Raw genomic sequence first — 12,969 nt, 5'->3', positions numbered from 1 at the left:
TGCGTATGATGCATTCTGTTCCGAAGACCATGACCGCGGTGCTTTTGACGGGGCACGGCGGCTTGGAGAAGCTGGTCTACAGCCGGGACGTACCCGTCCCGGCTCCGGCTGCGGGCGAGGTGCTGATCAAGGTCACTGCCTGCGGCATGAACAATACCGACGTCTGGGTGCGCGAAGGCGCCTATGGGACAGAGGACGATCCGTCCGCCGTCTCGACCTGGCGCCGCCACGGCAACACCCTGACCTTCCCGCGCATTCAGGGTACGGACACGGTCGGCCATATCGTTGCCGTCGGCGAAGGCGTCGACCGGGCGCGCATCGGCGAACGCGTCATGGTCGATTTCTCGATCTACAACCGCGACGACGACAGTCTTGCCGACATCGATTACATGGGTCATGGCCGCGATGGCGGCTATGCCGAATATATGGCACTTCCGGCCGAAAACGCCCATGTGGTCGCGACCGACCTGACCGATGTCGAGCTCGCCACCTTCTGCTGCGCCTATCTCACCGGCGAGCGAATGCTGGAACGGGCGCGGCTTGCCGCCGGCGAAACCGTGCTCGTGACCGGCGCCTCGGGTGGCGTCGGCTCCGCGATCGTCCAGCTCGCCCGCGCCCGTGGCGCCGTTCCGATAGCAGTTGCCGGACCGGGCAAGGAAGCGGCGATGCTCGACATCGGCGCGCAGGCCGTTGTCACCCGCGGTCAAGGCGACCTCGCCGAAGCGGTGGAGGCGGCAAGCGGCGGCCGGCCGATCGATGTGGTCGCAGATCTCGTCGGCGGTCCCCTCTTCAACGACCTCCTGAAGATCCTGCGCCCGGAAGGCCGCTACACCACCGCCGGCGCAATCGCCGGGCCGGTCGTGCAGCTCGATCTCAGGACGATGTATTTGAAGCAGTTGGAGCTGCACGGATCGAGCCAGGGAAGCCGCGCCGATTTCCGCCGGCTCGTCCGTTATATCGAGGAGAGAAAGATCCGGCCGCTCGTCGGCGGCGTCTATCCGCTATCGGAATTCCATCGGGCACAGACGGACTTCATGGCGAAGAACTTCGTCGGCAAGCTCGTGGTCGTGCCGGATTAAGGGCACAACGGCGCGAAGCGGCAGAGCCGACCAAGTACGCCCGCCTCTGCCCTGCCGGTGGCCGGCAGGGCAGAGGGGATCAGCGCTCTGGATCATTCCTGATCCCGTTCTAGTTCTGGAGGCTCGCAACGGCCTCCGCAATGCGCTGCGGCGCCCTGGGACGCGCATACATCCGTTCCAGATATGCTTTTAGATTTGGAAAGCTGTCGATCAGCCCGTTTTCGTTGCCCCAGTCCAGGACATAGGCTGTGACGCAGTCGGCCACGGTTATGTTGTCGCCGACGATGAACGCGCGCCCGTCCATGTGCCGGTCAAGCACTGCTGCCATGGCCGCGAATTCCTCTCTGGCGAGAGCGACATCTTCAGGCAGGCGCTTGTCTTCGGGATAAAGAAATGTGTGCTTGGCTATCCGCCATAGCGGCTGTTCGAGTTCGGTAACCGCGAACAGAGACCATCGATATGCCTGCGCCCTTTCCTTCAGGTCCGCCGGCATAAGCCCTTTGTCACCATACTTTTCCGCCAGATACATGACGATCGCGGCGGATTCCGTGAGGACGAAGTCGCCGTCGACCAGCACCGGAAGCTTGCCCGCCGGGTTGAGGCGCAGGAAATCCGGGTGAAGGTTCTCGCCGGCCAGTATGTTGACGCGCACGAACTCGAACTCCGCATCCAGCTCCTGAAGCGCCCAAAGCGCGCGAAGCGAGCGCGTCGGACCTAATCCATATAATTTCATCATCTCGGGTCTCCTGATTTTTCGCCATCGTCGACATGGCTACCCACAAGGACGTTGCAGGAAAGGCCGTGCCGACAAAGGATTGCAAAAACTTGACGAGCGGGGGTGCCCTTACCCCTTTCGCTCTATGAACGCCGCCCGGCGGCGTCGAACCAATGCAGGCTTTCCGGCGCCGCGGCGACTTCGACCTCCTCGTCAATCGCTATGCGGGAACGGCCGGCAACCCTGAAGACGAGCGGCTCGCCGTTCGCCAGGGTGCCGTGCACATAGCTTTCCGCGCCGACGAGTTCCACGGCGCCGACGCGCGCGCGGGCTCTGAAGCCGTCGCCGGCGTCCGTGGCACCGGCGAGGGTAATGTCCTCAGGTCGGATCCCAATTGTCGCAAGCCCCGGCTTCCCGACGAGCGCCGCCGGAGCGGACCAGGCAGCATTGCCGGTATCGACATCGAGAAGGTTCATCGACGGCGAGCCGATGAAAGTTGCGACGAAAGCCGTCGCCGGCTTCTCGTACAGCTCGATCGGCGTACCGACCTGCTCGATCCTGCCCCCATTCAAAACCACCAGGCGGTCGGCGAGTGTCATCGCTTCAAGCTGATCGTGGGTGACGTAGACGCTGGTCGTGCCTAGCGCCCGTTGAAGGCGCTTGATTTCGACACGCATCTGGACCCTGAGTTTGGCGTCGAGGTTCGAGAGCGGCTCGTCGAACAGGAAGGCCGCAGGCTCCCGGACGATGGCGCGCCCCATGGCCACGCGCTGGCGCTGCCCGCCTGAAAGCTGACGGGGCTTTCGATCCAGGAAGGGCTCTATCTCCAGGGACTTCGCTGCCTTGGCTATCCGGCGTTCGATTTCTTCCTTCGGCGTGTTGCGGTTCTTCAGGCCATAGCTGAGATTCTGACGCACCGTCATATGCGGATAGAGCGCATAGTTCTGAAAGACCATCGCAATGTCGCGCTCGGAAGGCTCCAGCCCGTTGACGACGCGGTCGCCGATGAAGATCTCGCCTGACGTGATGCTCTCGAGCCCCGCGATCATCCGCAGCAGCGTCGATTTTCCGCAACCGGAAGGGCCGACGAGCACGATGAACTCGCCGTGGGCAATCGCAAGCGAAACGCCGCGGATCGCGGCGATGTCGCCGTGATAGGTCTTGTGGACATCCTTGAGAGTGATCGTTGCCATTACTTCTCCGTTTCGACGAGGCCCTTGACGAACCAGCGCTGCATCAGGACGACCACAGCGACAGGCGGGATGATCGCGAGGATGGCGGTCACCATGACGTAGTTCCACGGGGTCGACGCATCCGTGAAATCGACCATCTTTCTCAGGGCGATGATGATCGTGTTCATCCGGCTGTCATTCGTAACCAGCAGCGGCCAGAGATATTGCGTCCAGCCGTATATGAAGAGGATCACGAAAAGTGCCGCGATATTCGTCTTTGAAAGCGGCAGCAGAATATCCCGCATGAAGCGGAACGGCCCGGCATTGTCGATGCGGGCCGCTTCAACGAGCTCGCCCGGTATGGTGAGAAAGAACTGCCGGAAAAGAAAGGTGGCCGTCGCCGAGGCCATCAGGGGAAGCGTCAGCCCCGCATAGGTGTCGATCAGTCCGAGATCGACGATCACCTTGTAGGTCGGCAGGATCCGCACTTCCACCGGGAGCATCAGCGTGATGAAGATCATCCAGAAGAAGGCCATGCGCAGCGGGAATCGGAAGAATACGATGGCGAAGGCCGAGAGGAAGGAGATGACGATCTTGCCCACGGCGATCGCGATCGCCACCACGAATGTGTTGAACAGCAAGCGTTCCAGGCTGACGCCGACCACGCGCTCGACGCCACCGGAAAGCGCTTCGCCATAATTCTCGGCAAGCCGCGTGCCGGGAACGAGCGGCATCGGCGGCCGGATGATCTCGACCGAGCTCATGCTCGAGGCGACGAAGGTGTAATAGATCGGGAAGACCACAATGATGATGCCGATGATCAGCATCAGGTGCCCGATCAGGTTGGATATGGGGCGTTTTTCAATCATTGGCGATTTCAACCATAGTGGACACGCCTTTCGACGAACCGGAACTGAAAGGCGGTAAGGCCTATGACGATCGCCATGAGGATCACGGACTGGGCCGCGGACGAGCCGAGGTTCAGATTGACGAAGCCGTCGTTATAGACCTTGTAGACCAGCGTTTCCGTCGCCCTCGCCGGCCCGCCGCCCGTCACCGAGTGGATGATGCCGAACGTATCGAAGAAGGCGTAGACGGTGTTGACCACCAGCAGGAAAAAGGTCGTCGGCGCCAGCAGCGGGAAGATGATCGTCCAGAAACGCCGGGTGCCGCGCGCTCCGTCGATCGCCGCCGCTTCGATGAGCGACTTGGGTATGGCCTGGAGCCCGGCGACGAAGAAGAGAAAATTGTAGCTGATCTGTTTCCAGGCCGCGGCAACGACGATCAGGATCATCGCGTGATTGCCGTTCAGCAACGGATCCCAATGAATGCCGTTGCGCCTCAACATGTAGGCGAAGGTGCCCATCGCCGGATTGAACATGAAGAGCCACAGCATGCCCGCGACGGCCGGTGCCACGGCATAGGGCCAGATCAGCAGGGTGCGATAGAAGGTCTTGCCGCGCACGACACGGTCGGCGGCCGTGGCGAGAAGCAGGGCGACGCCCATCGCCAGCAGCGCGGTGAGAATGCTGAAGATCACCGTGACCTTCAGCGAGTTGAGATAATTCGCCTCCGAAAGCACGGCGCTGAAGTTTGCAAATCCGACGAAGCCGCTTTTGAGGCCGAACGGGTCTTCACGGATCACCGATTGGTAGAGCGCCTGGCTTGCCGGCCAGAAGAAGAAGACGATCGTCAACACGATCTGCGGAGCGACGAGCAGATAAGGGAGGATTTTGTTCGGAAAGACGACACGCTGCACGAGCAATCTCCTGGATCACGATGATCTGGGGCCGGATCGGCCCGAGATCACGTCAGGGTGGCATGACCGCAGAAAGCACGACGCCGTCGAACGACGGCGCCGGGCACCTGCTTCGATCAATTGCTGATTGCTGCTGCGATTGCGGCGTCGCCGCGCTCGACCGCCTTGTCGAGGGCCGTCTTGGCATCCTGTTGCCCGGACAGCATCGCTTCGAACTCCTCATTGAGGATGTCCCGAACCTGGGGCAGGTTGACCAGCCGGACGCCCTTCGAGTTTTCGGTCGGCGCCTTGCCCATCATCTGCAGGAGCGGCGTTTCGCGCCCGGGGTTCTTCTCGTAGAAGCCCGACTTCTTCGTTTCCTCGTAGGCGGCCATCGTGACCGGCATATAGCCCGAGACCTGGTGCAGCTTGGCCTGAATCTCGGTCTGAGAAAGGAAGTTGAAGAACTCCGCTACGCCCTTGTATTCCTCGTCGGACTTGCCGGCGAATACCCAGAGGCTCGCTCCGCCGGGGATCGTGTTCTGCGGACCGTGACCCTCGTAATAGGGGAGTTGACCGATACCGTAGTTCACGCCGCTCTTGGCGATGTCGCCGAGACCGCCCGAAGACTCGGTCAGGATGGCACATTCACCTGAGGTGAAGAGTTGCTTTGCCTCCGAGGTGCGCCCGCCATAGCGGAAGGCGCCCTCCTTGGCGAGATCCGCAATGGCCTGGAAATGCTCCACGTAAAGCGGCGCATTGATCTGCAGCTTCACGTCGGTGCCGCCGAGGCCGTTTTCATTGGTTCCGTAGGGCACGTTGTTCCAGGCCGCGAAGTTCTCCGTCTGGATCCACGTCAACCAGGTCGACGTCATTCCGCAAGGCGCCGCACCGCTCGTCTTGATCTTCTTCGCCGCTTCGAAGACTTCCGGCCAGGTCTTCGGCGGGTTGTCGACGTTCAGGCCCGCCTTCTGAAAAGCGTCCTTGTTGTAATAAAGGATTGGCGAGGAGGAGTTGTACGGAAAGGACAGCATCGTTCCGTCCGGTTTCGAATAATAGGCGACGATCCCGGGCAGATATTGCGACTTGTCGAAGGTGAAGCCGCCCTTCTGGAGTATCTCCGCTGCCGGCACGATCGCGCCCTCGGCGGCCATCATCGTGCCGCTGCCGGCATCGAACACCTGAATGATCGCCGGTGGCTGCTTCGACCGGAAAGCCGCGATCCCGGCATTCAGCGTCTCGGGATAGGTGCCCTTGAACACAGGCACCACCTTGTAGGTGCTCTGGCTCTCGTTGAACTCCTTGGTGAGTTCCTCGATCATTTCGTTGTTCGCACCCGTCATTGCGTGCCACCACTGCAGTTCCGTGGCGGCCTGCGCCTGAAAAGCGAAACCGAAGGCAATGGTCGTGGAAATGGAAATCAACCGCATAATATTCTCCTCCCTTGTACTCAACCACACCCGAGACGCTCGCAGACACTCCCGATGTCAAGCGAACCACTCGTCTTCCTCTCCACTGCGTCTTCCCTTGAATCCCGATGATTCCAAGACAAAAACATGCAGTAAATCAAAGTGCTACAGCCACCTTTTCGCATCCAGCACCGCCTCGATCCAAATAGAGTAGAGCTGGCCATTGTCGAGAGCCCTCGCGGAGAGGGTCTTAAGACTCTTCCACCGGGAGAGTGCCGCATAAAAAGCGCAGGTCAAGTCAAAAGGAACATCTTCCTTGCCGCAATTGTTTGGCGTCGGACATAGCCGAGTGCGAATAGCGGCTCGCCCGGGAAGATTGTGAGGACGAATGACGAGAGTGCTTGTGGTCGGCGCCTCCGGCCTGATCGGCTCCGCCGTGTGCGCGGGGCTCCATGGCCGCGGAAGCGAGATCGTCCGCGTGGTCCGGCCCGGCTCGGCACCAAGCCCCCACACGGCCGGCAGGGCTCTTGAACTCGACCTTCGGTCCGTCGGCCCTGAAGACTGGCTGCCGCATCTCTCAGGTATCGACGCCGTGGTAAACTGCGCGGGAACGCTCCAGGACGGTCCGGGAGAGGATACGGCGGCAGTCCATGCCCGCGGTCCCGCCTCCCTCTTCAAAGCCTGCGAGCAGGCGGGGGTGCGCCGCGTCATCCACTTTTCGGCAATGGGGGTCGACAGGGCCCAGCCGTCGCCCTTTTCGCGCACCAAGCTTCAGGGCGACGAAGCGCTGATGGCATGCGATCTCGACTGGATCATCCTGCGCCCCTCCGTCGTGCTCGGCCCTGGAGCCTACGGCGCCAGCGCTCTTTTCAGGGGCCTCGCCGCTCTGCCCTGGCTGCCGGTCATGCCGAATACCGGCTTGCTTCAGGTCGTGCGCCTCGATGACGTAGTGCGCACGGTCGAGATATTCGTCGACCGGAATGCTCCTTCGCGGCTTATCCTCGAGGTCGCGGGACCCGAGGCCCTGTCGTTCAAAGACGTGGTAGGCGCCTACAGGCGCTGGTTCGGATGGCCCGCTGCACGCGTCGTGAACATGCCAACGCCGCTCGCGAACCTCACCTACAAGCTCAGCGATATCGCCGGGGCACTGGGCTGGCGACCGCCGACCCGCAGCACCGCGCAGAAGGAGATCGTGCGCGGCGCCGTCGGCGACGTCCGGGTGTGGGCCGAGACGACCGGGATAGAACCGGTGGCGCTCGCAGACGCACTGGCGAGAACGCCGGTCTCCGTCCAGGAGCGCTGGTTCGCCAAGCTCTATCTGCTCAAGCCCGTCATCTTCGTCGTCCTCCCGCTCTTCTGGATCACGACGGGCGTCATCTCGCTCACATCGGGGTATGAGATCGGCGTTGATCTGATGGAACGGGGAGGCGCCGGCGTTCTTGCCGAGCCGAGCGTCATCGCCGGAGCCCTCGCCGATATCCTGATCGGCATGGCAATTGCGTTTCGCCGCACCAGCCGCATCGGCCTTTATGGCGCGGTCGGTCTGTCGCTTTTCTACGCCATCGCCGGAACGGTCCTGCTCCCGGAATTGTGGAACGAGCCGCTTGGACCGCTTCTGAAGATCTGGCCCATCCTGGTACTGCATCTCGCTGCCCTCGCAATCCTGGAGGAGCGTTGATGCTGTACTTCGTTCTCAAGTTCCTGCACATCATCGGCGCCTCCGTCCTCCTCGGCACAGGCGCCGGGATCGCGTTCTTCATGCTTCTGGCGCATCGGACCGGCCGCACGGAAACGGTCGCGGCCGTGGCCCGCATGGTCGTCGTCGCCGATTTTCTTTTCACCGCCACCGCCGTGGTGTTGCAGCCCGTCACGGGGATCGCCCTTGCCTGGAACGTCGGCTATTCGCTCACGGAAGGATGGATCCTGCTCTCGCTTCTCCTCTACGTGATCACAGGTGCATTCTGGCTGCCGGTGGTGTGGATGCAGATGGAAATGCGCCGGCTCGCCGAAACGGCACGCAAGTCCGGCGAGCCGCTGCCGAAGCGCTATCATCAACTTTTCCGTCTATGGTTCGCCTTCGGCTTCCCGGCCTTCGGCGCCGTCGTCGCAATCTTCTGGCTCATGATCACGCGGCCGATACTCGACTGGTAGTGTCGAGGGCGGGTTGACCAGATCTGAACCGGAGCACTCGCGGTTCTCCCGCCGATTGGAAAATGTGTTTTCGACCGTGGCCGCCGGCAAAGTGATCGGGTCCCCTCCTGTCGCCTGGTCCGGACGCACCGCCCGCGACGAACAGGTCGTGAGTTCCTCACTGGAGCCTAGCTTTTCAACGCGCTTTCAACCGCTTCCTTTGCCGGTGCTCCGTTAAACGTCGTCACCCCTTCAAGCCACGGAGCGACTGCCTCGGGATGAGCCTTCAGCCAATCGGCAGCGGCTTCCTTCGGGTCTTTGCCGTCGTTCAATATCCCGTTCATGATCTCGTTTTCCATCTCCAGGGTGAAGCGCAGGTTCGTCACGAATTTCGCGACATTCGGGCATTCCTGCGCATAACCCGCCCGGATGTTGGTATAGATATCGGCACCGCCGTAGTTCGGCCCGAAATAGGCGTCCGCGCCCGAAAGGTAATCGATCTGGTAGCGCGAGTTCATCGGATGCGGAGCCCATCCGAGAAAGACGATCCACTGGTCGTCCTTTGTCGCTCTTTCGACCTCGGCGAGCATGCCCTGCTCGGATGACTCCACGAGCTCCCAGCCGGTCAGCCCGAAGTCGCCCTTTTCGATCATGTCGAGGATCATGCGGTTGCCGTTGTTGCCGGGCTCGATCCCGTAGATCTTGCGGCCGAATCTGTCGGAGAACTTCTGGAGGTCGGAAATGTCCTTGACGCCTGCATCGGCGACGTATTTCGGTACGGCGAACGTATATTTCGCGCCGGTGAGGTTCGGACCGATCACTTCGATCGACTTGTCCTCAAGGAACGGCTTGCGGTCGGCTTCCATGCTCGGCTGCCAATCCCCGAGATAGACGTCGATGTCCTTGTTCTTCATGCTCGCATAGGTGACGGGGATAGATAGGAGCTTGCTCTGCGGCGCGTAGCCGAGCGCTTCGAGAATGGTCGAGGCGACAGCCGTCGTCGACGTGATGTCGGTCCAGCCGACATCGGAGAAACGGACTGTCTTGCAGCTCTCCGGGTCAGCAGCAGCGGCGACGCCGATCGTCATGAGCAGCCCGGCGGTCATTGCAGTGATCTGTTTCAGCATTGTCATGTTCCCTCTTCTTAGGTTCTGTATGCACTGCGAAACTCACGTCAAAAGACCAGAAAGGCGGCTCACCAAAGTGCGCCGCCCGTGATCTGTATGTTCTCCATGGTGATGCCCCTGGCGCCCTCGCCGCAGAGGAAGGCGGCCAGGGCCGCTATCTCGTCGGGCTGAATGATGCGGTTCTGCGGGTTCTGGGCGGCGATATCCGACATCGCCTCCTCCATCGTCCGCCTTCTGCCCTCCCTTTCGACGACCTGCTGAACGTTGCGGCGCATCAGTTCCGTTTCAACCCAGGTCGGGCTGATCATCACGCAGGTCACGCCATGCGGCGCCCCTTCGAGGGCTACGCAGCGGGTGAGGCCGAGGAGCCCCGCCTTCGAGGCGCAATAGGCCGGGTTGTCCTTCCAGCCGACCGTGGCAGCCGTCGAGCCTATATTGATGATGCGGCCCCATTTGCGCCCGATCATCCCGGGCAGCAGCCGGCGCGTCATTCGGAATGCGCCGTTCAGATTGGTGTCGATGATCTTCAACCATAATTCGTCGGAATGGCCCGACACCGGCTGCTCGGCGGTCGTCCCCGCGGCATTGACGAGAATGTCGGCCGGGCCGCATGTGGCTTCCGCCGCCGACACGAATAGCTCGATCGCCTCGCTGTCGCGAACGTCCAGATGGCCGGCGTAAACAGCCGTGCCGCCAACGGCAAGCCTCTTCCGGACCTCGACGATCTCCTGCGGATCGGGATAGGCCGCGGCATCGCTCTGCCGCTCGGCCGCCTCGCGGACGAAGGAGCCGACGGCGACGTTGGCGCCCTCGGCAGCGAGCGCCTCCGCAATGGCCAGCCCCTGCCCCGTCAATCCGCCGGTGATGACCGCGCTGCGGCCTTTGAGCCTGCCCGTCATGACAGATCCTTCAAAGGCTTGCCGAGCCAGTCGCGATAGAAGCCTTCCAAGTCCGGCTCGAAATCATGGACGATCGGATAGCCGGGGGCCGCCGCTTCGACTTCGTGCAGATGCGCACATTCGGGGCAGAAGAACTCGCGGATCTCCATCCATTTCGGATCCGGGATATCGCTGTTCGGGTAGATTTCCCGCAAGCTCTCCTCGGTGTCGCGCACGTTGATCACCGCGTTCAGCTTCCAGTTCCCGCGATAGTCCCCGAAGGAGTGGCCGCATTCGCAGCGGGTGACCCGGCCCTCGGCGCTGTCGCAGATGAAGAGCCGGTCGCCGACCGGGAGCAGGATCGGGTCGCTCCAGACAACGCGGTCCTGCAGCACGGCCAGATATTTGAAGAAGCGGTCGTCGTCCTTATAGCCGCTCATGATCCGCCGCGTCTGCGCCCAGGGGAGCGTGCCGTTGACGAGGTCATTGATGACTTCCTTCGAATATTCGGTCATGGCTCAATTCTCCCCGGCGATAACGAAATCGGAGGCAAGGCCCCAGAATTCCTTGAAATCTCTGGAAAAGCGCGGCGAGAGCTTCATCGCGCTCCGGTACATTTTGGCGACTTCCGGCGCGAAGTCCGAAGCCTCCACTCGCCGTTGCTCCCTGGCGATCCATTCCGATACCGGAATGGCTTGCTTCAGCCGCTTCTTGCGCAGTTCCGCGCGGCGGGCGACGGTCGCGTCGATGTCAGCCTGCGGATAACCTTCGGCATCCTCCTTGAGGATGATGCCGAATACCTTCTCGGCGGCTTCGCGCGTCAGGAAGCCGTTTTCCACGTCCCATGCCGTCTTGATCGGGTCGCGTTCCAACACGTCGCCGAAGCCGCCGCCGCCATTATAGGCATGGCTGAAAATGTCGCCGGCCTTGTGGGGCCGGGTGATGTAGGGACCCTCCTCCCAGACCTGCTCGCCTTTGTAGGTGCGCTCGAAATCCGAGACCAGCGGGTCGGTGCCCGGCGCATGCGCGAGCGGCTCCCGGCGTTCGGCGCGCTCGTAAATATCGGAGTTCCTGATCGCGTGATGTTTCTCGCAGGTCGGTGCCGGATAGCCGCCGCACAGGCCGCCATTGTCGAACACGCGCGAGGAATGCTCCGACGTCACGAGGCGCAGGTGATCGGTCTTGTTGATGAGCCAGGTCGAGATGAAGGCGCAGCCGCCGCGGTACTTTCCAGCACCGCCGGAATTCGGCACGATCGAGCGGCCGATATAGACCATCGGCATGTTCTGTTCCCAGATCTCGATATTGCCCATGTCGGATTCGGGGTTCCAGCCGACATAGGCGGTGTCGAGCCCGTCTTTGATCGCCAGCGCTCCGGAGCCCGCGGCTGCGCATTCGAAATGGGCCATGCCGAAGCCCGTGCCGTATTGGCTGGTGCCTCCCATCTCGATCATCGGGGAATTCACCTGACCGACAAAAGCTTCCTCGACAAAGCCCCGGGCGATGAAACCGCGTGAGAGCAGCCGCTGGAACACGCCGTAAGCCGGGAGCAGCAAGGCCCAGGAGGTGGCTGTCGCCGCCATCTCGTTGTCCGGGTTGGTCCAGGTGCCGTGGGGAATATTGATCTCGGTCGCCATCCAGGCGCCGTCATTGACGAGCCCCTCGAAGTTCATGTGCTGGGTGAGTGTCACGAACATGCCGCCGTCCATGCCGGCCGGGGTGCAGTTCATCGAGTGATAGCCCCAGGGCTGCGTGCCGTCGAAGTCGAGCCTGATCTTGCCCTCGCTGGTGATCTCCATCTCGATCGGGATATTGTAGAGCCAGTTCGGGTCGGCGAGCGGCTGAAAACCCGGCTTGCCCTCGGTCACGTGACCGTAGAAGGTGTGGCCGCGATAGATGCCGGGCACGGTCAACTGCCGTGTGCGGGCAAGCTGTGCTCTTCTGCCCTCTTCGATGAATTCCTTGGAAAGCCGCTGCCAATATTCGAGGCCGAGCTCGTCGATGAGCTGCTTTACGCTCTCGCGCATGTCGATGCAGGCGGCCACCTTAGCTTTTTCGTCCAGCACCCAGTAGATAGGCATGCGCAGATTGCGCTCGCAACGGATTACGTAATCCCGGCGGATCTCGTCATTCTCGCCGATCTTTTCGGCACAGACGAAAAGCCCCTCGGTGAAGCGTTCCTGCGCAAGACACACATCGCCGCCGGGCGTGATGCCACCCGCCTCGAGTTCATGGCAGACGGCGCCCGCCCAGCCGACCAGCGTGCCCTCGTGGAAGATCGGCACCACGTCCATGACGTCGGGCACCTGCACCGTCCCGATGAAGGCGTCGTTATTGGCGAAGATGTCGCCGTCGCGGATGCATGGATTCTGCTCGTAGCCGTTTCTGATCATCCACTTGATGAAGCGGCTCATCGTGTGCACATGCACCATGATGCCGTTCGAAAGCGCGATCGCGTCGCCCTCCGGCGTGTAGATCGCCACCACCATTTCGCCGACTTCCCGCACTCCCGGCGAGGCGGAGATGCGACGGGCCATTTCCCTGGCCGAGACGCAATAGGCGCGCAGCTTCGTGTGCAGGGTCTCGAATTTCAGCGGATCCTGCCTGCGCAGCCGAAGTTCGGTGATGCCGTCATAGCAGCCGGTCTCCTCCATCAGCCGTTCGGATTCGAGCAGCCGCCGCTGCAGGGGATTTGCCGTTTTGTCCAGCATGTCTGTCATC

Annotated in this window: 12 protein-coding genes; 3 read left to right on the top strand and 9 right to left on the bottom strand. The window is 61.9% G+C overall.

From position 1 onward, the window contains the following. The first annotated feature begins 5 nt into the window (after nucleotides 1-5). Nucleotides 6-1,079: an alcohol dehydrogenase family protein gene (locus ACTJKL_RS19375; RefSeq protein WP_102762644.1), complete on the top strand. Its 1,074-nt coding sequence runs from the start codon at nucleotides 6-8 to the stop codon at nucleotides 1,077-1,079. A gap of 109 nt (nucleotides 1,080-1,188) precedes the next feature. Here ACTJKL_RS19375 and ACTJKL_RS19370 read toward each other — a convergent pair whose 3' ends face one another. From ACTJKL_RS19370 to ugpB, 5 genes are all read right to left on the bottom strand, one after another. Further along, a complete protein-coding gene (locus ACTJKL_RS19370; protein WP_440853572.1) occupies nucleotides 1,189-1,815 on the bottom strand; it encodes a glutathione S-transferase family protein in 627 nt (208 codons plus the stop codon). A gap of 122 nt (nucleotides 1,816-1,937) precedes the next feature. After that, nucleotides 1,938-2,987 (bottom strand): sn-glycerol-3-phosphate import ATP-binding protein UgpC, encoded by a 1,050-nt coding sequence (locus tag ACTJKL_RS19365; protein ID WP_440853571.1) that lies wholly within the window; start codon nucleotides 2,985-2,987, stop codon nucleotides 1,938-1,940. Further along, nucleotides 2,987-3,835: a sn-glycerol-3-phosphate ABC transporter permease UgpE gene (ugpE, locus tag ACTJKL_RS19360; protein ID WP_018098462.1), complete on the bottom strand. Its 849-nt coding sequence runs from the start codon at nucleotides 3,833-3,835 to the stop codon at nucleotides 2,987-2,989. The genes ACTJKL_RS19365 and ugpE overlap by 1 nt, the downstream gene beginning before the upstream one ends. Before the next feature lie 8 nt (nucleotides 3,836-3,843). Next, nucleotides 3,844-4,725 (bottom strand): sn-glycerol-3-phosphate ABC transporter permease UgpA, encoded by an 882-nt coding sequence (gene ugpA / locus ACTJKL_RS19355; RefSeq protein WP_018098461.1) that lies wholly within the window; start codon nucleotides 4,723-4,725, stop codon nucleotides 3,844-3,846. A 116-nt stretch (nucleotides 4,726-4,841) separates the two neighbouring features. Beyond that, entirely contained in the window at nucleotides 4,842-6,134 is a 1,293-nt protein-coding gene (gene ugpB / locus ACTJKL_RS19350) for a sn-glycerol-3-phosphate ABC transporter substrate-binding protein UgpB (protein WP_018098460.1), read from the bottom strand. 367 nt (nucleotides 6,135-6,501) lie between these two features. Between ugpB and ACTJKL_RS19345 the strand changes: the two genes are divergently transcribed. Together ACTJKL_RS19345 and ACTJKL_RS19340 are read left to right on the top strand one after the other, a co-directional pair. Next, nucleotides 6,502-7,791: an SDR family oxidoreductase gene (locus ACTJKL_RS19345; RefSeq protein ID WP_440853570.1), complete on the top strand. Its 1,290-nt coding sequence runs from the start codon at nucleotides 6,502-6,504 to the stop codon at nucleotides 7,789-7,791. Further along, the gene (locus ACTJKL_RS19340; protein ID WP_102762638.1) at nucleotides 7,791-8,264 is read left to right on the top strand and encodes a DUF2269 family protein; all 474 of its coding nucleotides are present in this window, start codon (nucleotides 7,791-7,793) and stop codon (nucleotides 8,262-8,264) included. Before ACTJKL_RS19345 ends, ACTJKL_RS19340 begins: the two co-directional genes overlap by 1 nt. 167 nt (nucleotides 8,265-8,431) lie before the next feature. On the opposite strand, the gene ACTJKL_RS19335 is transcribed toward ACTJKL_RS19340, so the two are convergent. From ACTJKL_RS19335 to ACTJKL_RS19320, 4 genes are all read right to left on the bottom strand, one after another. Next, complete coding sequence (locus tag ACTJKL_RS19335) at nucleotides 8,432-9,370, bottom strand: choline ABC transporter substrate-binding protein (RefSeq protein ID WP_379940263.1); 939 nt, start codon at nucleotides 9,368-9,370, stop codon at nucleotides 8,432-8,434. Between the two features lie 68 nt (nucleotides 9,371-9,438). After that, nucleotides 9,439-10,269: an SDR family NAD(P)-dependent oxidoreductase gene (locus ACTJKL_RS19330; RefSeq protein ID WP_440853569.1), complete on the bottom strand. Its 831-nt coding sequence runs from the start codon at nucleotides 10,267-10,269 to the stop codon at nucleotides 9,439-9,441. Further along, the gene (locus tag ACTJKL_RS19325) at nucleotides 10,266-10,763 is read right to left on the bottom strand and encodes an acetone carboxylase subunit gamma (protein ID WP_324764154.1); all 498 of its coding nucleotides are present in this window, start codon (nucleotides 10,761-10,763) and stop codon (nucleotides 10,266-10,268) included. Before ACTJKL_RS19325 ends, ACTJKL_RS19330 begins: the two co-directional genes overlap by 4 nt. Nucleotides 10,764-10,766: 3 nt before the next feature. Further along, entirely contained in the window at nucleotides 10,767-12,959 is a 2,193-nt protein-coding gene (locus tag ACTJKL_RS19320; RefSeq protein ID WP_440853568.1) for a hydantoinase B/oxoprolinase family protein, read from the bottom strand. Nucleotides 12,960-12,969 lie beyond the last annotated feature (10 nt).

Origin of the sequence: Sinorhizobium sp. 22678, assembly GCF_052044265.1 — a bacterium.
In the GTDB taxonomy this organism is placed as follows: Bacteria; Pseudomonadota; Alphaproteobacteria; order Rhizobiales; family Rhizobiaceae; genus Sinorhizobium; species Sinorhizobium meliloti_A.
The sequence above is the reverse complement of the archived record's forward strand: the minus strand, read 5'-3'. Positions and strand labels throughout refer to the sequence as shown.

Excerpts from the sequence above, each read along its gene's own strand:
- ACTJKL_RS19375 (WP_102762644.1), top strand. The coding sequence starts at position 6 with ATGATGCATTCTGTTCCGAAGACCATGACCGCGGTGCTTTTGACGGGG.
- ACTJKL_RS19370 (WP_440853572.1), bottom strand. The coding sequence starts at position 1,815 with ATGATGAAATTATATGGATTAGGTCCGACGCGCTCGCTTCGCGCGCTT.
- ACTJKL_RS19365 (WP_440853571.1), bottom strand. The coding sequence starts at position 2,987 with ATGGCAACGATCACTCTCAAGGATGTCCACAAGACCTATCACGGCGAC.
- ugpE (WP_018098462.1), bottom strand. The coding sequence starts at position 3,835 with ATGATTGAAAAACGCCCCATATCCAACCTGATCGGGCACCTGATGCTG.
- ugpB (WP_018098460.1), bottom strand. The coding sequence starts at position 6,134 with ATGCGGTTGATTTCCATTTCCACGACCATTGCCTTCGGTTTCGCTTTT.
- ACTJKL_RS19345 (WP_440853570.1), top strand. The coding sequence starts at position 6,502 with ATGACGAGAGTGCTTGTGGTCGGCGCCTCCGGCCTGATCGGCTCCGCC.
- ACTJKL_RS19340 (WP_102762638.1), top strand. The coding sequence starts at position 7,791 with ATGCTGTACTTCGTTCTCAAGTTCCTGCACATCATCGGCGCCTCCGTC.
- ACTJKL_RS19335 (WP_379940263.1), bottom strand. The coding sequence starts at position 9,370 with ATGCTGAAACAGATCACTGCAATGACCGCCGGGCTGCTCATGACGATC.
- ACTJKL_RS19330 (WP_440853569.1), bottom strand. The coding sequence starts at position 10,269 with ATGACGGGCAGGCTCAAAGGCCGCAGCGCGGTCATCACCGGCGGATTG.
- ACTJKL_RS19325 (WP_324764154.1), bottom strand. The coding sequence starts at position 10,763 with ATGACCGAATATTCGAAGGAAGTCATCAATGACCTCGTCAACGGCACG.
- ACTJKL_RS19320 (WP_440853568.1), bottom strand. The coding sequence starts at position 12,959 with ATGCTGGACAAAACGGCAAATCCCCTGCAGCGGCGGCTGCTCGAATCC.